22 protein-coding genes are annotated in these 21284 nt (G+C 59.5%); 12 read left to right on the top strand and 10 right to left on the bottom strand.

Annotated elements, in window-relative coordinates; genetic code table 11:
• The first annotated feature begins 6 nt into the window (after positions 1-6).
• Both Q0C28_RS05990 and Q0C28_RS05985 read left to right on the top strand, forming a co-directional pair.
• Positions 7-618 carry an HD domain-containing protein gene (locus Q0C28_RS05990; protein ID WP_293573781.1) on the top strand — a complete coding sequence of 204 codons (612 nt, stop codon included), beginning with the start codon at positions 7-9 and terminating at the stop codon, positions 616-618.
• Between the two features lie 92 nt (positions 619-710).
• Entirely contained in the window at positions 711-1355 is a 645-nt protein-coding gene (locus Q0C28_RS05985; protein WP_293573779.1) for an SOS response-associated peptidase family protein, read from the top strand.
• A gap of 83 nt (positions 1356-1438) precedes the next feature.
• Here Q0C28_RS05985 and Q0C28_RS05980 read toward each other — a convergent pair whose 3' ends face one another.
• The 7 genes from Q0C28_RS05980 to Q0C28_RS05950 all read right to left on the bottom strand — a co-directional run bounded on the left by Q0C28_RS05980 (position 1439) and on the right by Q0C28_RS05950 (position 9642).
• The gene (locus tag Q0C28_RS05980) at positions 1439-2584 is read right to left on the bottom strand and encodes an iron-containing alcohol dehydrogenase (RefSeq protein ID WP_293573777.1); all 1146 of its coding nucleotides are present in this window, start codon (positions 2582-2584) and stop codon (positions 1439-1441) included.
• 93 nt (positions 2585-2677) lie between these two features.
• On the bottom strand, positions 2678-4060 hold the full coding sequence (locus Q0C28_RS05975) for an aldehyde dehydrogenase family protein (protein WP_293573775.1): 1383 nt from the start codon (positions 4058-4060) through the stop codon (positions 2678-2680).
• Between the two features lie 99 nt (positions 4061-4159).
• Positions 4160-5512: a glutamine synthetase family protein gene (locus Q0C28_RS05970; RefSeq protein ID WP_293573773.1), complete on the bottom strand. Its 1353-nt coding sequence runs from the start codon at positions 5510-5512 to the stop codon at positions 4160-4162.
• A gap of 110 nt (positions 5513-5622) precedes the next feature.
• Positions 5623-6657: a TRAP transporter substrate-binding protein gene (locus tag Q0C28_RS05965; protein ID WP_293573771.1), complete on the bottom strand. Its 1035-nt coding sequence runs from the start codon at positions 6655-6657 to the stop codon at positions 5623-5625.
• A gap of 51 nt (positions 6658-6708) precedes the next feature.
• Entirely contained in the window at positions 6709-8211 is a 1503-nt protein-coding gene (locus Q0C28_RS05960) for a TRAP transporter large permease subunit (RefSeq protein WP_293573769.1), read from the bottom strand.
• Positions 8211-8807 carry a TRAP transporter small permease subunit gene (locus Q0C28_RS05955; RefSeq protein ID WP_293573767.1) on the bottom strand — a complete coding sequence of 199 codons (597 nt, stop codon included), beginning with the start codon at positions 8805-8807 and terminating at the stop codon, positions 8211-8213. Before Q0C28_RS05955 ends, Q0C28_RS05960 begins: the two co-directional genes overlap by 1 nt.
• Positions 8800-9642, bottom strand: a complete 843-nt coding sequence (locus tag Q0C28_RS05950) for an N-formylglutamate amidohydrolase (protein WP_293573765.1) — start codon at positions 9640-9642, stop codon at positions 8800-8802. Before Q0C28_RS05950 ends, Q0C28_RS05955 begins: the two co-directional genes overlap by 8 nt.
• A gap of 147 nt (positions 9643-9789) precedes the next feature.
• On the opposite strand from Q0C28_RS05950, the gene Q0C28_RS05945 reads away from it, so the two are divergent.
• Positions 9790-10662, top strand: coding sequence for a MurR/RpiR family transcriptional regulator (locus Q0C28_RS05945; RefSeq protein WP_293573764.1), 873 nt, complete (start codon positions 9790-9792; stop codon positions 10660-10662).
• A gap of 33 nt (positions 10663-10695) precedes the next feature.
• Here Q0C28_RS05945 and Q0C28_RS05940 read toward each other — a convergent pair whose 3' ends face one another.
• Positions 10696-11511 carry a response regulator gene (locus tag Q0C28_RS05940; RefSeq protein ID WP_293573763.1) on the bottom strand — a complete coding sequence of 272 codons (816 nt, stop codon included), beginning with the start codon at positions 11509-11511 and terminating at the stop codon, positions 10696-10698.
• A 61-nt stretch (positions 11512-11572) separates the two neighbouring features.
• On the opposite strand from Q0C28_RS05940, the gene Q0C28_RS05935 reads away from it, so the two are divergent.
• The 5 genes from Q0C28_RS05935 (at position 11573) to Q0C28_RS05915 (ending at position 14893) form a co-directional block, all read left to right on the top strand.
• Positions 11573-11842 (top strand): NepR family anti-sigma factor, encoded by a 270-nt coding sequence (locus Q0C28_RS05935; protein ID WP_366934224.1) that lies wholly within the window; start codon positions 11573-11575, stop codon positions 11840-11842.
• Positions 11835-12380, top strand: a complete 546-nt coding sequence (locus tag Q0C28_RS05930) for an RNA polymerase sigma factor (protein ID WP_293573759.1) — start codon at positions 11835-11837, stop codon at positions 12378-12380. The genes Q0C28_RS05935 and Q0C28_RS05930 overlap by 8 nt, the downstream gene beginning before the upstream one ends.
• Before the next feature lie 8 nt (positions 12381-12388).
• Positions 12389-13486, top strand: a complete 1098-nt coding sequence (locus Q0C28_RS05925) for a sensor histidine kinase (RefSeq protein ID WP_293573757.1) — start codon at positions 12389-12391, stop codon at positions 13484-13486.
• Between the two features lie 416 nt (positions 13487-13902).
• Positions 13903-14403 (top strand): pyridoxamine 5'-phosphate oxidase family protein, encoded by a 501-nt coding sequence (locus Q0C28_RS05920; RefSeq protein ID WP_293573756.1) that lies wholly within the window; start codon positions 13903-13905, stop codon positions 14401-14403.
• 142 nt (positions 14404-14545) lie between these two features.
• Positions 14546-14893 (top strand): RidA family protein, encoded by a 348-nt coding sequence (locus Q0C28_RS05915; protein WP_293573754.1) that lies wholly within the window; start codon positions 14546-14548, stop codon positions 14891-14893.
• 19 nt (positions 14894-14912) lie between these two features.
• Here Q0C28_RS05915 and Q0C28_RS05910 read toward each other — a convergent pair whose 3' ends face one another.
• The gene (locus tag Q0C28_RS05910; RefSeq protein WP_293573752.1) at positions 14913-15773 is read right to left on the bottom strand and encodes a PaaX family transcriptional regulator C-terminal domain-containing protein; all 861 of its coding nucleotides are present in this window, start codon (positions 15771-15773) and stop codon (positions 14913-14915) included.
• Between the two features lie 55 nt (positions 15774-15828).
• Positions 15829-17859, bottom strand: a complete 2031-nt coding sequence (gene paaZ, locus Q0C28_RS05905; RefSeq protein ID WP_293573750.1) for a phenylacetic acid degradation bifunctional protein PaaZ — start codon at positions 17857-17859, stop codon at positions 15829-15831.
• A 121-nt stretch (positions 17860-17980) separates the two neighbouring features.
• On the opposite strand from paaZ, the gene paaG reads away from it, so the two are divergent.
• Genes paaG through Q0C28_RS05885 form a run of 4 tightly spaced genes read left to right on the top strand, consistent with a single transcriptional unit; the run spans position 17981 to position 21150 of the window.
• Complete coding sequence (gene paaG, locus Q0C28_RS05900) at positions 17981-18766, top strand: 2-(1,2-epoxy-1,2-dihydrophenyl)acetyl-CoA isomerase PaaG (RefSeq protein WP_293573748.1); 786 nt, start codon at positions 17981-17983, stop codon at positions 18764-18766.
• 2 nt (positions 18767-18768) lie between these two features.
• Positions 18769-19206 carry a hydroxyphenylacetyl-CoA thioesterase PaaI gene (paaI, locus tag Q0C28_RS05895; protein ID WP_293573746.1) on the top strand — a complete coding sequence of 146 codons (438 nt, stop codon included), beginning with the start codon at positions 18769-18771 and terminating at the stop codon, positions 19204-19206.
• A 30-nt stretch (positions 19207-19236) separates the two neighbouring features.
• Positions 19237-20547 (top strand): phenylacetate--CoA ligase PaaK, encoded by a 1311-nt coding sequence (gene paaK, locus Q0C28_RS05890; protein WP_293573744.1) that lies wholly within the window; start codon positions 19237-19239, stop codon positions 20545-20547.
• Positions 20548-20553: 6 nt separating this feature from the next.
• On the top strand, positions 20554-21150 hold the full coding sequence (locus tag Q0C28_RS05885) for a TetR/AcrR family transcriptional regulator (protein ID WP_293573742.1): 597 nt from the start codon (positions 20554-20556) through the stop codon (positions 21148-21150).
• Positions 21151-21284: the final 134 nt, after the last annotated feature.

Below are 21284 nucleotides of genomic sequence, written 5' to 3'. Positions count from 1 at the left end.
CAGCAGATGCAAAACCAAGCAGCCAGCCATTTGCCACCCGCGGATTTGTCCGCCGACACGATCGTGGCTTTCATCGGTTCGATCTTCGACCGTCGCGGCGGCGAAGAATATCTGGGCGAGCCGGTCACCATGGGAGAGCACATGCTGCAGGGCGCCACAATCGCCGAGCAGAATGGCCAGTCGGAAGAGATCATTGTGGGCGCGTTGTTGCATGACATCGGCCATTTCACCTCCGAATTTGGCACGTATCATCCCGACGACACCGAAGACCGCCACCACGAGGATGCAGGTGCTGCGGTGCTGGAGCGGTTCTTCCCATCCGTGATCACCGATTGCTGCCGCTATCACGTGGGTGCCAAACGCTATCTCTGCGCGACAAAGCCTGCGTATTTTGATCGTCTGTCACCTGCGTCGGTGCATACGTTGGAGCTGCAAGGCGGCCCAATGTCGGCAGAGGAGGTGGCGGAGTTCGAGGCCAATCCGAACCTCAAGGAAATCATTGCGGTTCGCTATCTCGATGAGGCAGGCAAACGCGCTGGGATGGAAACACCTGATTTCTGGCATTTTGCACCCATGGTGCAGCGCATGGTGGATCGGCACTGTGGGGTTGCCGACTGACGCCCAGATGGCGCCACAGACCCAATCAAGCCGAAAACTAAAGGGGGCGGATGCGAATTGCATTCGCCCTTTTGCCGACATAGCGTTCGCCCATGTGCAATCTTTATGCTTCTACCCGCCCGCCGCGTGCCATTGCCGAAGCGACAGGCGCGATGGTGATCGAACCGGCCGCCGGGAACCTCCAGCCGCTTGATGGCATTCATCCCGATCAATCAGCGCCCATCGTACGCCAGGACCAGAACGGACGCCGATTGACGATGGCCCGTTGGGGCTTGCCCAAGCCTGCCTTCGCCTTGCAGGGAAAAAAGGTCGACAGCGGCGTCACTAATGTCCGCAATACGGGCAGTGCCCATTGGCGCCGCTGGCTGGGTGTCGCCAACAGATGTCTGGTGCCCTGGACCCGTTTCAGCGAACCGGGACGCAGTGCAGATGGCAAATATATGCCCGTCTGGTTTGATATGGCAGATCCCGACGTGGTGCCATTTTTTGCAGGCATCTGGCTGCCGCAATGGCGCTCGGTGCGCAAGGTGAAAGAAGGCGCAGTCACAGCCGATCTGTTTGCCTTTCTCACCACCGAGGCAAAGGCCGAAGTTGGGGCTGTCCACCCCAAGGCAATGCCCGTGATCCTGACGACAGCTGCAGAAATCGAAACCTGGCTCATGGCCGACTGGGCAGAAGCGCGCCGCTTGCAAAAGCCGCTTGCTGATGGTCGCCTTAGGCGGTTGGCACCCAGCTGAGGCGTCCAGACCCAAGGCATGAAAACGCCCCCAACCCAAATCCGGGAAGGGGGCGCTGGAAACCGTCTGGTTTCGGATTTGATTTACAGCGCGTCTTTGAACAGCTGTGTGAGGTTCGCCTCGGTCAGTTCCAACGGATTGCCGCCGCAGGAGGGGTCGATCAACGCGCCCTTGACCAGCTCGGGGATGGCCGTTTCTGTCACGCCGAGTGCCGCCAGGCCGCGCGGAATGCCAAGGCTGTCGTTCAGCTCTTGCACATAGGTCTTGAACCCGTCGAAACCGCCTTCGATGCCCAGATAGGCCGCCGCCATATCGAAACGCGCGGCAATTGCGCTGGCGTTGAAATCCAGAACGGCAGGCATGCAGACCGCATTGGTGGTGCCATGGTGGGTGTTGAACACGGCGCCGATCGGGTGGCTCATGGCGTGGATGGCCCCAAGGCCCTTCTGGAACGCAGTGGCGCCCATCGCAGCGGCGGACATCATTTGCGCGCGCGCTTCGATGTCGGTGCCATCGGCGTAGGCGCGCGGCAGGTAGTCCTTCACCAGCCGCATGCCTTCCAGAGCGATCCCCTGCGACATCGGATGATAGTGCGGCGAAGAAAACGCCTCCACGCAATGTGCAAATGCATCCAGACCCGTGCCTGCGGTGATGAACTTTGGCATGCCCACGGTCAGTTCGGGATCACAGATCACCACGGTGGGCAGCACTTTGGGGTGGAAAATGATCTTCTTCTGATGGGTGAGGCTGTCGGTGATGACAGACGCGCGCCCCACCTCGGAACCGGTGCCCGCCGTCGTTGGCACCGCAATGATCGGCGCGATGGCATCGGCGTCCGCACGGGTCCACCAATCGCCGATGTCTTCGAAATCCCACACCGGACGGCTCTGGCCGCACATGAAGGCAACCATTTTGCCCAGATCAAGACCGGAGCCGCCACCAAAAGCGATGACCCCGTCATGATCGCCTGCCTTATAGGCGGCCACACCGGCTTCGAGGTTCTTTTCGTTCGGGTTGGGGTCAACCTGCGAGAACATCGCCCGGCCGAGGCCCGCAGCCTCCAGAATGTCGAGGGTGGATTGGGTGACCGGCAGATCTGCCAGTCCTTTGTCGGTGACCAACAGCGGTTTTTTCATCCCCGCAGCAGCGCAGGCCTCTGCCAGCTCCTTGATCCGGCCTGCGCCGAATTTGATAGCGGTTGGATAGGACCAGTTTCCAGAAAGCGTCATCGTTGTGTTCCTGTGATGAAAGCGGGGAGGGGGCGCTGCCCCCGCTTGCCCTGCGGCAAGCCCCCCGGAGTATTTGTGGAAAAGTGACGGGGCTCAGCCCGTGACCTTTTTCAGATGATAAGATTTCGGACGGGTGAGGTTGTGGAAGCCGATGACCGACAGGCCACCGCCGCGCCCGGTGTTCTTGCAGCCGGTCCAGCACAGCCCCGGATCCAGATAATCGGCACGGTTCATGAAGACAGTGCCGGTTTCGATCTGATCGCCCACAGCCTGCGCCCGCTCCACATCCTGTGTCCAGAGCGAGGCAGTGAGGCCGAACTCACTGTCGTTCATCAGCTGGATGGCTTCAGCGTCGCCAGAGACTTTCATGATACCGACGACCGGGCCAAAGCTCTCTTCGCGCATCACCCGCATATCATGGTTCACGCCTGTCAGGATCTGCGGCGTGAGATATGCGCCGCCGTCGTCGCCATCCATCGGCGCGATATGCGCGGTCGCGCCTGCATCGACCGCCTCGGCGATCTGGGCGCGCACGTCCTCGGCAAAGCGCACATTGGCCATCGGTCCGATTGTGGTCTCTTGATCCAGCGGGTTGCCCAGTTTGTAGCTCTGAACGATCGCAACGGCTTTTTCAAGGAAAGCGTCATAGAGGCTCTCATGGACATAGATCCGTTCAATGCCACAGCAGCACTGGCCGGAATTGAACATGGCGCCATCAATCAGCGTGTCCACCGCCGCGTCCAGATCCGCGTCTTCCATGACATAGCCCGGGTCCTTGCCCCCCAACTCTGTGCCAACGCCGGTGAAAGTGCCTGCTGCAGCCTGTTCCATGGCCTGTCCACCGCCCACGGATCCGGTGAAGTTTACAAAATTAAACGCTTTGGCAGCAATCAGATCAGAGGTTGTGGCATGATCCAGGAACACATTTTGGAACACATCCGCCGGAACACCCGCCGACTGGAAGGCCTGCGCCATGCGCTCGCCCACCAAGAGCGTCTGGGTGGCGTGTTTCAGAACCACCGTATTGCCCGCAATCAGGGCAGGGGCCACGGTGTTGATCGCGGTCATGTAAGGGTAGTTCCAAGGCGCGACCACCAAAACGACCCCATGGGGGATGCGCTTGATGTAGCGCTTAAAGGTGGCGTCTTCGCCGACTGCGATATCAGCAAGAGAGTCTGCCGCGATCTGGGCCATATGGCTGGCGCGTTCGTTGAAACCGCCGAATTCACCGCCATAGCGTACCGGGCGTCCCATCATATGGGCAAGTTCTGGCACGATCTCGTCGTTCATCGCGCCAACAGCGGCAACGCCGGCCATCACCAGGTCGATGCGCTCTTGCAGGGGGCGGGCAGCCCAAGCCGCCTGAGCCGCGCGCGCAGCCGCCGCGCGTTCGGCCGCGGCTTCGGCGGACAGCGTGTCCCGCTCGGCATAGACCGATCCATCGATCGGAGAGATACATTTCAGGGTCTGGCCCATGGTCTTCCTCATCTGCTGTGACAGGGGCCACGCCCCAACTGTCACCTTTCCAAAAATACTCTCGCCGAAGGCAGCGCCCCAGCGGGGCGCTTTTGGCCATCAGGCGCGTTCAAAACCGCGGGCGATCTCATAATCTGTCACCACCCGGTCGAAATCCTCAATCTCCACTTCGGCGGCGCGCACATAGTGGTCCACCACATCATCACCCAAAGCGCTGCGCAGCATGGTTGATGCTTTCAACGCTGCCGCCGCATCGCGCAGGCTGCCGGGGATCATCCCGCTGTCGCCCTGATAGACATCGCCTTTGGTCGGGGCCTGTAGCTCGAGGCCTTCTTCGATGCCCGCAATCCCCGCCGCCAGCATGCCAGCAATCGCCAGATAGGGGTTCATGTCTGAACCCGGAATGCGGCATTCGATCCGGATCGCTTTGGTGCCAACACCGCAAAGCCGGTAGCCCGCGGTCCGGTTGTCCACCGACCAAATGATGCGTGTCGGGGCAAAAGTGCCCTTCATGAAGCGCTTGTAGCTGTTGATATAGGGCGCCATGAAGGCGGTGTAGTCTGGCGCGTATTTCAGCAATCCCGCCATATAGCTCTTCATCAGCGCGGACATGCCCAGCTCGTCGCTTTCGTCAAAGAACGCATTCGCGCCGTCCTGCCACAGCGACTGATGCACGTGGGAGGACGAGCCTACCTTGTCATGATGCCATTTTGGCAGAAAGGTCACCGCATGGTCCTGTTGCTGGGCGATTTCCTTCACCGCATGTTTGGCAATGGTGTGATAGGCGGCCGTGTCCATCGCCGCGGCGTATTTGATGTTCAGCTCTTCCTGGCCGGTCTCCGCCTCACCTTTGGAGTTTTCAATCGGCAGGCCCGCGTCCCACAGATGGTTGCGGATGGGACGCATCACATGTTCTTCGCGGCTGGTCTGCAGGATGCTGTAGTCTTCGTTGTAGCCAGAAATCGGCGCCAGATCGCGAAAGCCCGATTTGCGGATTTCGTCAAAGCTCTTTTCAAACAAGAAGAACTCCAACTCGGTGGCGCACATGGCGTCAAACCCCATCGCCTTCAGCCGCGCAACCTGTCGCTTCAGAATGGCGCGCGGTGAATGGGGCACCTCAGCATGGGTGTGGTGGTCCAACACGTCACACAGCACCATGACCGTGCCGTCGAGCCAGGGCACCGGGCGCAGCGTGTCCAGGTCGGGCTTCATCACATAATCGCCATAGCCGTTTTCCCAGCTGGTGGACGCATATCCATCCGGTGTGGCCATTTCCAGATCGGTGGCGAGCAGATAGTTGCAGCAATGGGTTTCTTCCCAGGCGCCATTCACAAAATGTTTGGCGTGAAAGCGTTTCCCCATCAGGCGGCCCTGCATGTCAACAAGGCAGACCAAAACGGTGTCAATGCTGCCTGCAGCAACCTGATCCTTAAGAGTGTCGAAGGAGAGCATGAAGGGCCCTTTGTCTGTTGCGCGCAGATCCGATCATCGGTGGACTGGCAAAGTGGCAAGGAAGGATCCGGCCTGCAAGCCAGGCCGGATCCGATGGTTCAGCGCGCGCCCTAGCCGTAGCGGTAGGGGCGGCCTGCTTTCTGCATGTCGGCGTTGTATTTTTTGATGATTTCAACAACGCGCGCTTTGGTCGGGCTTTCGGCCGCGACCTCGTCCCAGAATTTATAGGCGGCTTCTTCAACGGTGGCCCATTCTTCGTCGGGAATAGAGGTCAGTTCCATCTTGGTGCCATTGACCCGCAAGTCGGCTTCGCCGCCCCAATACCACCACTGGCGGTAGTAATGCGACTGGTCGCAGCAGACGCGGAACAGGGTTTGCAGATCTTCTGGCAGTTCGTTCCAGCGGCCTTGGTTGGCAAAGAACGATCCTGCCCATGCGCCGGAGATATTGTTGGTCAGGAAGTAGTTGGTCACATCTGCCCAGCCAACGGTGTAGTCTTCGGTGATGCCGGACCAGGCGATACCGTCCAACTCGCCGGTTTGCATCGCAACCTCGATATCTTCCCACGGCAGGGTCACGGGCACCACGCCAAACTGGCTGAGGAAACGGCCCGCGGTCGGGAAGGTGAAGACCCGCTTGCCTTTCAGATCTGCGAGGCTGCGGATGGGATCCTTGGTGGCAAAGTGGCAGGGGTCCCAGGCACCGGCAGAAATGTGTTTCACGCCGACTTTGGCGTATTCCTCATCCCAGATTTCATTCAGGCCGTATTGGTTGAACAGCACCGGCACATCCAGCGAGTAGCGGGAGGCAAACGGGAAATAGCCGCCAAACACCGTGACATCCGTAGGGGAGGCCATGGAATCGTCATCAGACTGCACCGCATCGATGGTGCCGCGCTGCATCGCGCGAAACAGCTCGCCCGTTGGCACCAATTGGTCGGCGTAATACAGTTCGATCTGCATCCGGTCGCCAGCGATTTTGTTGAACATGTCGATGGCAGGCTTGACCACATGCTCGGCCAGCGCGGCGCCAGCATAGGTCTGCATCCGCCATTTGATCGTCGATTGTGCCAGGGCCGGTGTGGCCAGAGGCGCTGCCATAGCGCCGACACCTGCGGATTTCAAAAAGGAACGTCTTGTTGTCATCAGGGTTCTCCAAGTTGATTGTTCGGCCCCCGTTCAGGGCTCTTCTCAAAGTTATTTTCCGTAAACAAATTCCGGCAGCCACAGCGCGATTTGCGGGAAGCTCATCACCAGGGCCAAGGCCACGACCATCACCCCCGCAAATGGAATGATCGACACATAGATGTCTTTCAGACCGATCTCTGGTGGGGCCATTGCCCGCATCAGGAACAGGTTGTAGCCAAAGGGCGGTGTCATATAGGCGATCTGCGTCGTGATGGTGTAAAGGACGCCATACCAGATCAGATCAAAGCCGAGCGCACCCACAAGTGGCACATAGAGTGGGGCAACGATGACCAGCATCGCAGTGTCGTCCAAAAAAGTGCCCATCACGATAAAGCTGAGCTGCATCAGGATCAGGATCATCCAGGGGCCAAGACCAAGCTGGGTGGTGAACAGGTTTTCGATGGCCTTCACTGCGCCCAAACCGTCGAAGATCGCGCCAAAGCCCAAAGCGGCCAGGATGATCCACATGAACATGCAGGAAATACCCAGCGTGGACCGCACGGAGGTGTCAAACACCTCCTTGTTCATGCGCCCTTTCAGAACTGCCGCTAGGAACGCAGTCATGGCACCAATGGCGGAGCTTTCGACCAGCGAGGTCCAGCCATTCACGAAGGGCACCATCATGGTTGCAAAAATCGCCAACGGCAGCAGCCCGGAAAACAGCAGCCGGTATTTCTCCCGCATGTAGATATCATGATAGAGCGCGGGGATCTTGCGGGTCACAAAGCTTGCAATCAGCCCTGCCAGCGTCAGCCCGAGCGCCGTTTTGCTGTCCACTAAGCCAATCATTGCAGCCAGCGGAACCACAATCAGCGTCGCTAACACACCATAGTTGAGCCGCAGGGGATTGTCGCTGATCCGCTCATATTCAACCAGGTCTTCGGGCTTCATCGCGGGCCCCAGATGCGGCTGCATCCGCGCGCGAACATAGATGTAGATGATGAACATCGTGGCCATCAGCAGACCGGGCACCACACCCGCAAGCCAAAGCTGGCCCACCGGCTGGCGCGCAATCATCGCATAAAGCACCAGCACGACCGAGGGCGGCACCAGAATACCAAGGCTGGAGCCCGCTTGAATGGTCCCGGTGACCAGCGTTTTGTCGTACCCCCGCCGCAGCAGCTCTGGCAGCGCAATAGTGGCCCCGATGGCCATACCGGCAACGGACAGACCGTTCATCGCCGAAATCAGAACCATCAGGCCAATGGTGCCGATCGCCAGGCCGCCTTTTACCGGGCCCATCCAAACGTGGAACATCCGGTACAGATCATCGGCGATCTTTGACTCTGACAGCACGTATCCCATGAAAATGAACATCGGCAGTGTCAGCAAAGGATACCATTTCATCAGTTTCATCGCCGCCGAGAACGGGATTTCACTGCCGCCGGTGCCCCACAGCAGCATGCCCGCCACAGCGCCGACAAAGCCAATGGCGCCAAACACGCGTTGGCCGGTCATGAGCATGAGCATCATGCCTGCAAACATGACAATTGCGATCCATTCGTAGGACATCAGATTTCCACTCCGCGCAGACGTCCGATATCCCGGAACAGTTCAGCAAGACATTGTAGCAGCATCAAAAAGACGCCGAAGCATAAGATGGTTTTGACAGGCCACAGGAACGGCCGCCATACGGTCGAGCTGCGCTCCAGATAGCCCAGTTTTTCTGCCGCCGCCGATGGGCCATCGCGCAGTGCAGTCATCAGCAGATCTCCGAAGAACTGGAACGGCTCCAGCCCGAAGTAGCCGAGCGAATAGGCGGTTGAACTGACCGCGCCGTAAAACAGGATCGCCAGATAGCCCATCAGGAACAGAACGGTGAATGCATCCACCCAGGCTTTGGTTTTCAGTGACCAGCTGCCATAGAAAAGGTCCATCCGCACGTTGGATCCCATCTGGATCGAATAGGGCCCGCCAAGAATGTAATAGGCGACCATCACGAACTGCGCGGTCTCCAGGGTCCAAAGCGATGGGGTGAAGAACGTCTTTGACACGGATGACCACAACAGCACGCCAACGAGGGCAAAAATCAGATACATCGCCACGCGACCGATCAGCCTATTCAGGGCGTCGATGGCGCGGATGTAACCGGTGATGAACCTAGGCATCGCTGCTGCCCCCTTGTCTTGCTGGCGCGGTGGTTGCTGGGGTTGCTGCCTCTAGCCGGTCCAGCGCTGGGCGCAGCAGGGTCAGCACTTCCTCCGCCATGGTCTGTTCCGCCTCTGGGTCCGCCAGGAGATCGTTGCGGATTTCGAGCATGACATTCGCAATCCCATTGCGTTGGCCATGCAGTTGCAGGCTGTGCGTGACGCCATCTTCCGGCCCATAGGGGCTGTTGCGTTCAATCTGGCGATGTGGCAGCGCGGCGGCTTCGTCTAGCATGGCATCGGCCAAACGGCTGTCATCGTCATGCAAGATGCCGATTTCCACAGCGCGGGTGGTGCCGTGATAAACGGGCGTGAAACTGTGAACCGTCACCAAAACTGGCTGCCTGCCCGCGTGCTGCCGGGCCATGATCAGCTGGGTGACCGCTTCGCAAAAGGGGCGATAGACGGATTGGACCCGTTCGTCTCGCGCCGCCTGGTCGAGCGCTCGGTTGCCCGGAACTTCGATGACCTCGGATCGGCTCGGCATAGCGCTGGGTGCCTCTGGCGGGCGGTTGCAGTCATAAACCAACCGAGACACGCGGCTGGCAATCATCGGACAATCCAGAGCCTTGGCCAGTGCCAAAGACACGGCGCGCGCGCCCGGATCCCAGACCGTATGGCTGTTGCGATGCGCCGCCGTCAGGCCCAGATCACCGTAGCGCTGCGGGATATGGTTGCTGGCGTGTTCACACAGCACGATCACCTCGCCGGCACCATCGGCATTCCAGACCTCAACCGGCGCATCGGTGCGGTCCTGCAGATCTGCGAATGGAGCGTTGGAATCGCTCGGTGACATTTGAAACTCCCTGATTTTGGAAAAATGTTTTCATGAGCGATTGATTGTGTCAATATTTTTTCAGATCAAAGCGCAGCAAATGAGCCAGACTGGTTTTTGGACGGCTGTTGTGCTTAATTCATCGTCAAACCAGCGGGACACCCATCTGTGAGCAAACCACCCAGCACTGTGCGAGAGTTGATCCGCGCGCAATACGCCGCGCTGACGCAATCTGAACGCAAATTTGCCAATGCATTGCTGGCGAATTACCCAGCGGCGGGTCTGGCTTCGATCACCATCGTTGCCTCTAATGCGGAGGTTTCCACACCGACGGTGGCGCGTATGGTGCAAAAACTGGGGTTCAAAGGGTATCCGCAGTTTCACCAGGCCCTGCTGAAGGAGCTGGAGGCAAAAGGATCCGGTCCAACCCAGCGGCGGGCCAATTGGGCGACTGAGGCGCCAGAGGGGCACCTGCTGAACAGATTTGCACAGGCGGTGACCGACAACCTGAGCCAGACCTTCGCCAATGTCGATTCCGAACAGTTCGAGGCAGCGGTGCGCCAGTTGGCGGACACCGAGGGGCGGCTTTATGTGGTGGGCGGGCGGATCACCCGTGCGCTTGCGGATTACGCGTTCACCCATTTTCAGGCGATCCGTCAGCGGGTGACCCACATGACGTCCTCGTCGGCCACCTGGCCACACTATGTTCTGGATATGGAGGAGGGCGACACGCTGCTGATGTTTGACGTGCGTCGCTACGAAACCAATCTACAGCGGCTCGCCGAACTGTCGGCTGACCGCGGGGTCCGGGTCATATTGCTGACCGATCAGTGGTCCAGTCCGGTCAACACAGTGGCGACCCATACGTTCAATTGCTGGGGGGAAATCCCCTCGGCGTGGGATTCTAACATCGCCACAATGATGCTGCTGGAGGCGATGATCGCGGCCACGCAGGAACAGAGATGGGATGAAACCCGCGCCCGCTATGAAAAGCTGGACACGCTGTTTGATACCACGCGCTTGTTTCGGAAATTCACGTGACGCAGGCGGCAAGCCCGCGTCGCTGCGATCCCGTCAGGCCAAGAGTGTTTCTGTCGAAGAAAAGAACATCGCCTGGCTGACAGCAGATCTGATCTGTGCCTCGGTATAGGGTTTGGAAATCAGGAACGCAGGTTCCGGACCATCCCCTGTCAGCAGCTCTTCGGGGAACGCCGTGATAAAGATCACCGGCCCATCAAAACGCCCGGTCAGAATACCGTTGACCGCGTCTATCCCGCTGGAGCCGTCCACCAGTTTGATGTCAGAGAGGATCAGATCCGGTTTTTCCTGCTCCGCCAACGCCAGAGCCGCATCCGCGCTGCGGGCGACACCGGTGACACGATGACCCATCTGCGCCACGATGGCCTCCAGATCCATCGATATTATGGCCTCATCCTCGATGATCATGATCCGACCGCTGGTCGATTTGGCCATCTCTTGATAGGCGATCTCGATCAGGCCTGTCACATCGGTCTGGGGCAGGGCCATGATCTTGCTGATTTCATGGGGCTGAAACCCTTCGATTGTATGCAGCAACAACGCTTCGCGCGTGTTGGTGGTCAGGCATTGCAGATGGGCCTGCGCCTTGTTCTCCAACCCTTCGGGCCCTGTTGGCACCTCTACGGTGGCCCCTGATGTGGTCCAGATCGCATGGAAGGCCGCAAAGAGAGCGACCTTATTGCCGCCGTCTGCCTCAAACCGTTCCGGTGCCGCCAGGATCGCTTCGAGGGTCGCAACCGCATAGGCATCACCGCTGTCTTGGGTGCCGCAAAGCGCACGGGCGTAGCGACGCAGAAACGGAAGGTGTTTTGCGATTTCATCCGCCGGTGTGCTTTTTGGTTGTGTTGTCATTGCGACGATCCCTTTTTTGAATAGGCCCTCGGAACCATTTGTGTCTTAATGCGTTAGACACATGTCAGCCCCCAAGTTGACGTGTCCCGTCTCAGAGGTTGGCATGCCCCCAGACCCAACAAAGTCAACGCAAAGGCCACAGTCGGTCGACGATCAGATCGACCAGAATTTGCGGCTTGTGTTCGACACTGTTGCAGAGCAGCCGATCCCGACGCGCTTCTTGGATTTACTGGATCAGCTTCGCGCCCAAGATGCAAACGCACCGTTTTCCGAAAATACGTCCGTCCGCCCGTCCTCTTCCGGGCAAGAACCGGACAATCGTGATGAGTGATCCGCGCGAAACTCTGGAGGATCATATCGGTGCGATGCGGGCTTTTGCGATATCTTTGACGCGTGATCCGATATTGGCGGATGACCTCGTGCAAGAGGCTTTAATGAAGGCCTGGAGCCATATGGATGGCTATCAGGAGGGTAGCAACATGCGCGCCTGGCTGTTCACCATTTTGCGCAACACCTATTATTCGCTGCACCGCAAACGCCGCCGCGAGGTGCAGGATGTTGACGGTGTTTTCCAGCAAACCCTGTCCCAAAAACCCGATCATGACGGCCGTTTGAACCTGCGCGATTTTAACGCTGCTTTTGCGCAATTGCCGGATGAACAGCGCGAGGCATTGGTCCTGGTCGGGGCCGGCGGCTTTTCCTATGAGGAAGCGGCCAAGACCTGCGGCGTCAAGGTTGGCACGATCAAGAGCCGTGTCAGCCGTGGACGGCTGCGACTGGCCGAGCTGATGCAGCTGCCGGAGAATGAACCGATTGAATTGACCGATGTGGTCACCGCAGGCATCGTGACCGGGCGCAATTTAAGCTGATTGGTCTGATGTTCCGAAGCCTCCGAATTCTTTTGTCCAATGGGCGTTTCTTGGCCTGTCTCGGCCTGGCAGCTCTTGCCGTGCTGATGGGCATCGTGTTGGCAGCGCCGTCGCATGCGGTCATAACGGTATTCTTGGTCCTTGCTGTGCCGCTCGCTGGGATGCTGCTGCTATTGGGGCAGATCCTGATGACAGGTCCGTCGCCTGGGGTGAAACCACCGTCTGGACCGGCTGGGGCGCGCGATGCGACGGTCAGCGCGACACGGGCTGATCAGGCGCAAAACACCATGCCTGATGATATGATGCCAGATGACGCCATGCTAGAAGACGCAATGCCAGATCACACAGTGGCAGATGACACGGAGGCAGAGACACAGCAGCTCATCGCAGCCTTGCAGCAGGCCCAGCAGCAGATCGAGCGGGACAGCAGAGAAAAGACCGATTTGCTGCGCGAGGTAAACCACCGGGTCAAAAACAATCTGCAACTGATCGTATCCATCATGAACATGCAGGCCAGGGACGTGCGCACGCCAGAGGCCATGGCGGTGTTGGCGCAGCTGCAGCGTCGTGTGCGCGGGCTGGCGGCGGTTTATCGCACCGTTGCGCCCCGACCGGATGACACGTCCATCGATGCTGCGGAATTGATCGACGGGCTGTCCCGGGAGCTGGCGGCGGTGTCCCATGTGCAGATGGCAACCTTGGAGGTCGACACCGATGCCGAGGCTGCTGCATTGGATCAGGAACAGGCGGTCAATCTGTCGATGCTGCTGGCCGAGGCGATCACTTACCTGACCGCTTTGGCGCAGCCCGCGGCGGATGGGGCCGTCTCCTTGTCGATCAGCTTTGCACGCCGGTCCTCTGGCGCAGGAGCGGAGCCTGACGACTTGGTGCTGACGTTTTGCGCGATGGCCCAGGGGGAGGGCAACCCAGATACTCCGGTGTCTGATACTCCGGTTTCAGCGACGCAGGTGTCAGACTTCCCACCGCCTGATCTGGAGGGCCGTTTGATGCGCGCCTTTGTGCAGCAATTAAATGGTCACGAACAGATTGAAACCCGCGCGGGTCAAGTTACCTATGAGGTCGTGTTTCCCGCCGCCAGCCTGTAGTCTCCTTCAGGTTGCGGTTTTCTTGGGCCAAATCGAAGGTGTGATCTGTTTAAGATGTATTTGAAATATACCTATGTGAACTTTTTGCTGACCTCTGCGTTGTCTCTGTATGGATCGACGCGACAACAGAGGAGTTGAACGGCTCAGCGGTAGGGTGATCCTGAACTTTCTCGACTGATTTTCCGTGTGGTTGCCATCATTTGGCCTCAGACGCGATCGCCGGGAAGGGAATAGATCGGACGCTTTTTCGGCAGTTTGCCAGAGCGTTCCCATCACTTTCACGATGTACCTGAACCGAATGAAGCACACTTATAAGTTGTATGATTAACCTGCCCTTCAGGTCAATCGACTATCTTGTGAACCGCCGAAATAGACTGCCAGGCCATGCGCCAAGCCCCTTATCGGAGCCCCTAGATGTGAGAGACGCAAATCCAACATTGCAGCCGGATGTCATCGCGGACATTGCGGCAGAGCTGTGGTCACAGCTTGAACGCGGGCGGGCATCGCTAGTCCAGCTGTTCGGTCAGGATGGGCAACAACCCGTCAGCCACCGGGTGGACCGGGACAATAAATGCTTGTGGTTCATTGGCGCGGCGGACAGCGGGCTTGCGGCGGGCGTCACCCCTGCCTGCGACGGGCAACTTGTGTTTTCTGCACCGGCCCAGGACTATTTCGCATGTCTCGACGGCGTCGTGGAGCGGGCGGAAGATGCGGCGGTTTTGGACAGTCTCTGGAGCTTTGCCGCCCGCGCATGGTTCGACGGCGGCCGCGAGGATCCAAATGTCGTGCTGTTTCGCTTTCGCCCGCAGAAGGCTGCGGTCTGGACGCCAAGCGCCCGGTTGCAATTGATCAATCCCAGGATGGTCCAGTTCAGCTTTAACGGTTCATCCCCGGTGCATGGCAACGCCGCAAAGTAACGCATTGGCCACTGGGGTGCGCGTCAACCGCCAGCGCCCCGGCGCGCTATGCGGGAGGTGCAGGATGCGTTGCCATGGCTGCCACATCGTTTTATGCGAATGGCAGGCGCAGTTTGGCGCCATCAGCGAATAGGATCCTTTCATGAGCGATATTGAACGCCACCACACCGGCCCCCGCATGAGCCAGATCGTCAAACATGGCGACACCATCTATCTCGCCGGTCAGGTCGGCACCGCAGGCGCCAGCGTCGCCCAGCAAACACAGGACTGTTTGGATAAGGTGGACGCCCTGCTGGCAGAGGTCGGCAGCGACAAGACACGGCTGCTGCAGTGCACCATCTGGCTCGCAGATATGGCGGATTTCGCCGAAATGAACGCGGTCTGGGATGCCTGGGTGCCAGAAGGGCAGACACCAGCGCGTGCCTGCGGCGAAGCGAAACTGGCGCGCCCGGATTTCCTGGTCGAGGTTTTGGTCACCGCCGCCGCATAACCGCAGCGTAACCGCTGGGCTAGTCGTTGGCCTGTTGCAGATCGCCACTGGCGGTCAGCTGGGGCCGCGGCAGATGCGAGAGCAGCTCTGCCACCAATTGGCGGCAGGGCTCACCACGCCAGGCTTTGGGGTGGAAGGATGCGGGCAAATCTGGATGCCGCAGGACGACCCGCCTCCATCGATGCACCACGAGGGTGCGCAGGGTGACGATCTGCAGTTCTGTCAGGGGCGGCAGCGCGGATTGCCCGGCCTCACGGTGGGCCATGCCATCTGCTGCGTGACGCAGATCCATCCCCAGAACCGCCGCCAGCACCTGTTCCAGCGTGGCGCAGGCCTGGCACAGATCTGCGGGAAACAACCGGTCCTGAAACCAACCAGGAACGCGCATTTCTGGGTCTTGAACCACCAGCAGATCGCGTCCACCACGCGGCGGTGCACACAGACCAAGCGCGGTCGAGCGGTTGACAGAAAAATACGTGCTCTGCTCCAGCAATGGCTCCAGTGCGGTGGATTGGCCGTCTTCGGCGATCACCAGGTGCCAGGCCTGTGCAGGCACAGCGGCCGCGGCATAGATGCGCGGTGTCACCTCCGCCGATTGGCGGCGACCAAGATCTGTCAGCACATGCACCGAGGCGCGACCTGATTTATGGCTGTCGATCCAGCCATCCTTGCGCAGACGATGCAGGGCGACGCGAATGGCCTCCGGTTTGATGCCCATCGGCGTGATGATCTGGGTGAGCGTCTGGCCGTTGATACAGTCGCCGTTCTGCTGCGCCATATCGCCGAACAGAGACACAATGATAGACCAGACCCGCTGGTTTTGCGGATCGCTGAGTTTGGCAATGGCGCTGTCAAACCATGGGATGTTCAGATCAGTCATACTGGCGTTGTAGGACGGCCAAGGCCAATAGACCAGCCCAGCCGTCCCAGCGACGTCAGTAGGCGTTCATCGTGAGCAACTCATATTCTGCTGCGACATCGCCGTCCTGATTGGTCAGCGTCACATGCCAGCGCACTTCGCCATACTCATCATTGCGCGGCGTCTTCTGTTTGACGGTCAATCGCACCTGGATGCTGTCGCCGGCGACGACCGGTTTCATGAACCGCAGGTTATCCAGCCCGGTGTTGGCCAGCACAGGTCCTTCGTCGGGCTGCACAAACAGGCCCGCGGCGAAGGACAACAGCAGATAGCCATGCGCCACCCGACCGGGGAAGAAGGGGTTCCGCTTCGCGGCCTCATCATCCATGTGGGCATAAAACGTATCCCCTGTGAAATGAGCGAAGGTCTCAATGTCCTGTAGCGTGATTGTGCGCGAACCCGTGTGCAGCGTATCCCCGATCGCCAGATCACCAAAGCGGCGCGTGAACGGATGCTCCGGGTGGCTGTGTTCGTCACTGCCCGGCACCCAGCGCGTGCCAATTGCGGACAGGATTTCTGGCGAACCCTGAATGGCGGTGCGCTGCATGTAGTGTTTGACACCGCGCACGCCGCCCATTTCTTCGCCACCACCAGCCCGGCCTGGTCCACCATGGACCATATGGGGCAGGGGAGAGCCATGCCCGGTGGCTTCCTGCATCGACGCACGGTTGTTGAAATAGAGCCGCCCGTGATAGGCGCCGGCGCCGATTGCAACGTCGCGCGCAACATCGGCATCGTTGGTGATGACAGACGCCACCAGCGACCCTTGCCCCCGGTTGGCCAGTGCAACCGCGTGATCCAGATCGCGATACCCCATCAGTGTGGCAACCGGCCCAAAGGCCTCTGTGTCATGGATGCGTTCTGCGGTGTCGGGATCGGCACAATGATACAGCATCGGTGGCACAAAGGCGCCATCCTCAGCGCTGGCACCGGTCACGTCAAACTGGTCGGGATTGCCAAACACACGGGTGGCTTCGGTCCCGATGAGTGCAGCTTTTTCCAGCACATCGCGTTTCTGCGCGGCCGACACGAGCGCGCCCATCTTGATCCCTTCAAGGCGCGGATCGCCGATTTGGACCTTCGCCAGACGCTGCGACAGCGCGCCGATCACAGCATCGATTTGTGGTTCTGGCGCGATGATGCGGCGAATGGCGGTGCATTTCTGTCCCGCTTTGGTGGTCATCTCGCGGCTGACCTCTTTGATGAACAGGTCGAACTCCGGCGTGCCGGGTGTCGCATCAGGCCCAAGCACAGAGGCATTCAGGCTGTCCTGTTCGGCGATGAACCGGACCGAGTTGTTCAGGATCGCAGGGGTGGCGCGCAATTTCAAAGCAGTGTCCGCCGATCCGGTGAAGCTGACCACATCTTGCATGCCAAGATGATCCAGCATCGGCCCCAACCCACCAGACACCAGTTGCAGCGCCCCTTCTGGAAGCAGTCCGGATTGCAACATCAGCCGAACCGCCAGCTCTGTGACATAACAGGTCGCTGTCGCTGGTTTCACGATGGCCGGGACACCCGCCAACAGGGTGGGGGCCAGTTTTTCCAACATGCCCCAGACCGGAAAGTTGAAGGCGTTGATGTGCACCGCGACCCCTTGCAACGGGGTGCAGATATGCTGGCCCAGGAACGTTCCGTTGCGTGACAGCTGCTCGACATCTCCATCAAGGTAGATATGCGCGTCCGGCATCTCACGGCGGCCTTTGGAGGCGAAGACGAACATGGTGCCGATGCCGCCGTCGATATCGATCATATGGTCCGATTGGGTCGCGCCGGTGTTGAACGACAGATCATAAAGCGCCTGTTTATGCTGGTTCAGGTGCCCGGCCAGTGCCTTCAGCAGGCGCGCCCGATCATGAAAGGTCATTCTTCGCAGATTGGGGCCACCGACGTTGCGGGCATGCTCCAGCATGGCCTCCACATCCAGTTGCGCATTGCCGGCACGGGCCATCGCCTCGCCGGTCACAGCATTGGCGATCTGGCGGGCGGACTCATCCGGTGCGATCCATTGGCCAGCCGCGAAACTGGAAACGTCAAATAGGCTCATCACGGGGATCCTTTGCATCTGTTGCTGGGGCCGACGGGGGCAAAAGGTGGATGCAAATATATTGACCGTCCGGTCGGTTTATGCAAGATTTTTTGCAACAGATCGCAGGGAGGGCGCAGGGATGGCAGAAATGGTTCTGGTTCAAGACCATGGAAACTGGACGGAAATCACGTTGAACCGCCCTGATAGGCTGAACTCTTTCAACGAAGAGATGCACCTTGCCCTGCGGCAGGCGTTGACCGCCGCCCGTGATGGTGGCGCACGCGCGATCCTGCTGACCGGGGCGGGGCGCGGGTTTTGTGCCGGGCAGGATCTGGGTGACCGCGATCCGCGCAAGGCGGAAACCCCACCCGATCTGGGCCACACCGTACGCACATTCTATGCCCCGCTGGTGACATTGATCCGCTCGCTGGATTTGCCCGTCATCTGCGCGGTCAACGGCGTCGCTGCCGGGGCCGGGTCCAGCCTGGCACTGGCCTGCGATATTGTTCTGGCTGCCGAAAGCGCGCGGTTCATTCAGTCCTTCGCCAAGGTCGGCTTGATCCCAGATACCGGTGGTAGCTGGCATTTGCCGCGCCTGTTGGGCGAGGCCCGGGCCAAAGGGCTCGCGCTGACGGCAGAGCCTCTGTCGGCCCAAAAAGCAGAAGACTGGGGGCTGATCTGGAAGGCGCTGCCGGATGCGGACCTGATGGGAGAGGCGCGCGATTTGGCCGCCCGGCTTGCGGCGGGCCCCACCCTTGGTCTGGGGCTGACGAAACAGACCATCCAGGCCGCAGCAACCACCAGCCTGCTGGATCAGCTGGAGCGCGAAGCGGGCGCGATGAAGACATGCGGGGAAAGCGCCGACTATGCCGAAGGGGTCGCCAGCTTCCTCGAGAAACGCGCTCCGAACTTCAAAGGCGCCTGACGATGACCCCGAAACAGCGCGCCGAACGATCCGCAGCCGCCATGTGGGCCGAAGACCGGGCCTCCCAATGGGCCGGGCTGGAGATTGCGGAGGTGGACGAAGGCACCGCGACATTGCAGATGACGGTGGCGGCGCATCATTGCAACGGCCACGGTATCTGCCACGGCGGTGTCACGTTTCTGCTGGCTGACAGCGCCTTTGCCTTTGCGTGCAACAGCCGCAATCAGGCCACTGTGGCCCAGCACAATGTGATCAGCTATGCCGCGCCCGGCCATCTGGGTGATCGGTTGACGGCCGAGGCACGGGAGGTGTCCCTGACCGGGCGCAGCGGCATTTATGATGTGACCGTCACCAACCAGGACGGCAAAAAACTGGCCGAGTTCCGTGGATTTTCACGGGCAATCAAAGGCCAGGTGTTTGAGGAAACCCCAGATAGTTGAGCGCACCATTCAACCGGCGTGGAGGATAAAATGAAAGACCTGACCCCAAACAAGGCGGATCTGGATCCGATAGAGATCGCATCCCTAGATGAAATCCGTGCGCTGCAGCTGGAGCGGTTGAAATGGTCGCTGCGGCACGCCTATGACAATGTGCCGATGTACAAACAACGTTTCGATGCGGCGGGTGTGCATCCCGACGATCTGCAGCAGCTGTCCGATCTGGCCAAATTTCCTTTCACCCACAAGAACGATCTGCGCGACCACTATCCCTTTGGTCTGTTTGCCGTGCCGCGCGAGCAGATCATCCGCCTGCATGCGTCGTCTGGCACCACCGGCAAGCCAACTGTGGTCGGCTATACCGCAAATGACATCAGCAATTGGGCCGATCTTGTGGCGCGCTCCTTGCGGGCATCCGGCCTGCGCAAAGGTGACATGGTCCACAACGCCTATGGCTACGGGCTATTCACCGGCGGGCTTGGGGCGCATTACGGGATCGAACGGCTGGGCGCGACGGTGGTGCCGATGTCGGGCGGGCAGACCGAAAAACAGGTCGGCCTGATCACCGATTTCAAACCAGACGGGATCATGGTCACGCCGTCCTATATGCTCAATATCTTGGAGCAATATCACAAACAGGGCATGGACCCGCGTGAGTGCTCTTTGAAGGTCGGGATCTTTGGCGCCGAACCCTGGACCGATGCGATGCGCAAAGAGGTCGAGGCTGCCTTCGACATGCATGCTGTCGACATCTACGGGCTGTCCGAAATCATGGGTCCGGGCGTTGCCAACGAATGTGTCGAAACCAAAGATGGCCCCGTGATCTGGGAAGATCACTTCCTGCCCGAAATCATTGATCCAGAAACAGGCGAAGTGCTGCCGGATGGCGAACTGGGCGAGTTGGTTTTCACCACGCTCACCAAGGAAGGCCTGCCGATGGTACGCTACCGCACCCGCGATCTGACACGCCTCCTGCCAGGCACCGCGCGGTCGATGCGGCGGATGGAAAAGATCACCGGACGCAGTGACGACATGATCATTCTGCGCGGCGTCAACGTCTTTCCCAGCCAGGTCGAAGAGCAGCTGTTGGCCACCGGTGGTCTGGCACCTTACTATCAGATCGAACTCTATAAATCCGGTCGCATGGACGCGATGCGCGTTTTTGTCGAGGCCAGCCCCGGCGCCACCGATGAATTGAGCAAAACAGCCGCCGCGCGGATGCTGACCAAACGCATCAAGGATATGGTTGGTGTCTCAACCGAGATCATAGTAGGCGAGCCGGGCTCGGTGGAGCGCAGCCAGGGCAAGGCCAAGCGCGTCATCGACACCCGCAACAAGGAGTGACCCGGCTTGGCCCGCACGATTGCAAAAGACCATGATCATAAGCGCGCGCAGATCCTGAAATCAGCGGCCAAAGTCTTTGCCGAGGCGGGCTTTGATCGGGCTTCCATGACCCAGCTGGCGCGCGAGTGCGGGATCTCCAAGGCCAATATCTATCACTACTACGACAGCAAAGATGCGGTGCTGTTCGGCATTCTGGACACCTATCTGAGCGAGCTGCGCGACCGGGTGCTGGCGGTTGATCTGCCCGAGAATGACCCGCAGGCGGCCCTGCACCGCATCGTGGCGGAAATCCTGATGGCCTATCAGGGGGCTGATCACGAACATCAGGTCCAGATCAGCGCCATGGGTGCATTGCCCGAAGACCAGCAGAAACGTCTGCGCGGCTACCAGCGCGATTTGGTCGCTTTCATGAGCAAGGCCATCGCACAGCTTGCCCCCGAGGTTTTCGATGGTGACGCCGAAAAACTGCGCGCTGCCACCATGTCGGTCTTTGGCATGCTGAACTGGTATTACATGTGGAATTCAGGCTCCGGCTCCGACGCCCGCGAAGCCTACGCCGAGGTGGTCGCCAAACTCACCCTTGGCGGCGTGCGAACGCTCTAGCTGTGAGCTTTCAACAGGTTGTCCATTCGATCCAGACCGAGTTGGTTGGAGTTACCAAGCACCAACCCTATTCGGAGGGATCGAATGAACATTCACAGCAATGCCAGACTGACACCTTTGGGTCGAGCGCGATT

The organism is Phaeobacter sp. (genome assembly GCF_022825805.1).
Lineage (GTDB): Bacteria > Pseudomonadota > Alphaproteobacteria > Rhodobacterales > Rhodobacteraceae > Phaeobacter.
The sequence above is the reverse complement of the archived record's forward strand: the minus strand, read 5'-3'. Positions and strand labels throughout refer to the sequence as shown.

What these genes read in the sequence shown, in the direction of transcription:
- Q0C28_RS05955 (WP_293573767.1), bottom strand. Translation starts at nt 8,807, where the DNA reads ATGCCTAGGTTCATCACCGGTTACATCCGCGCCATCGACGCCCTGAAT.
- paaK (WP_293573744.1), top strand. Translation starts at nt 19,237, where the DNA reads ATGAAAGACCTGACCCCAAACAAGGCGGATCTGGATCCGATAGAGATC.
- Q0C28_RS05960 (WP_293573769.1), bottom strand. Translation starts at nt 8,211, where the DNA reads ATGTCCTACGAATGGATCGCAATTGTCATGTTTGCAGGCATGATGCTC.
- Q0C28_RS05950 (WP_293573765.1), bottom strand. Translation starts at nt 9,642, where the DNA reads ATGTCACCGAGCGATTCCAACGCTCCATTCGCAGATCTGCAGGACCGC.
- Q0C28_RS05990 (WP_293573781.1), top strand. Translation starts at nt 7, where the DNA reads ATGCAAAACCAAGCAGCCAGCCATTTGCCACCCGCGGATTTGTCCGCC.
- Q0C28_RS05985 (WP_293573779.1), top strand. Translation starts at nt 711, where the DNA reads ATGTGCAATCTTTATGCTTCTACCCGCCCGCCGCGTGCCATTGCCGAA.
- Q0C28_RS05965 (WP_293573771.1), bottom strand. Translation starts at nt 6,657, where the DNA reads ATGACAACAAGACGTTCCTTTTTGAAATCCGCAGGTGTCGGCGCTATG.
- Q0C28_RS05940 (WP_293573763.1), bottom strand. Translation starts at nt 11,511, where the DNA reads ATGACAACACAACCAAAAAGCACACCGGCGGATGAAATCGCAAAACAC.
- Q0C28_RS05980 (WP_293573777.1), bottom strand. Translation starts at nt 2,584, where the DNA reads ATGACGCTTTCTGGAAACTGGTCCTATCCAACCGCTATCAAATTCGGC.
- Q0C28_RS05910 (WP_293573752.1), bottom strand. Translation starts at nt 15,773, where the DNA reads ATGACTGATCTGAACATCCCATGGTTTGACAGCGCCATTGCCAAACTC.
- Q0C28_RS05930 (WP_293573759.1), top strand. Translation starts at nt 11,835, where the DNA reads ATGAGTGATCCGCGCGAAACTCTGGAGGATCATATCGGTGCGATGCGG.
- Q0C28_RS05975 (WP_293573775.1), bottom strand. Translation starts at nt 4,060, where the DNA reads ATGGGCCAGACCCTGAAATGTATCTCTCCGATCGATGGATCGGTCTAT.
- Q0C28_RS05935 (WP_366934224.1), top strand. Translation starts at nt 11,573, where the DNA reads ATGTCAGCCCCCAAGTTGACGTGTCCCGTCTCAGAGGTTGGCATGCCC.
- Q0C28_RS05915 (WP_293573754.1), top strand. Translation starts at nt 14,546, where the DNA reads ATGAGCGATATTGAACGCCACCACACCGGCCCCCGCATGAGCCAGATC.
- paaG (WP_293573748.1), top strand. Translation starts at nt 17,981, where the DNA reads ATGGCAGAAATGGTTCTGGTTCAAGACCATGGAAACTGGACGGAAATC.
- Q0C28_RS05925 (WP_293573757.1), top strand. Translation starts at nt 12,389, where the DNA reads ATGTTCCGAAGCCTCCGAATTCTTTTGTCCAATGGGCGTTTCTTGGCC.
- Q0C28_RS05970 (WP_293573773.1), bottom strand. Translation starts at nt 5,512, where the DNA reads ATGCTCTCCTTCGACACTCTTAAGGATCAGGTTGCTGCAGGCAGCATT.
- paaZ (WP_293573750.1), bottom strand. Translation starts at nt 17,859, where the DNA reads ATGAGCCTATTTGACGTTTCCAGTTTCGCGGCTGGCCAATGGATCGCA.
- paaI (WP_293573746.1), top strand. Translation starts at nt 18,769, where the DNA reads ATGACCCCGAAACAGCGCGCCGAACGATCCGCAGCCGCCATGTGGGCC.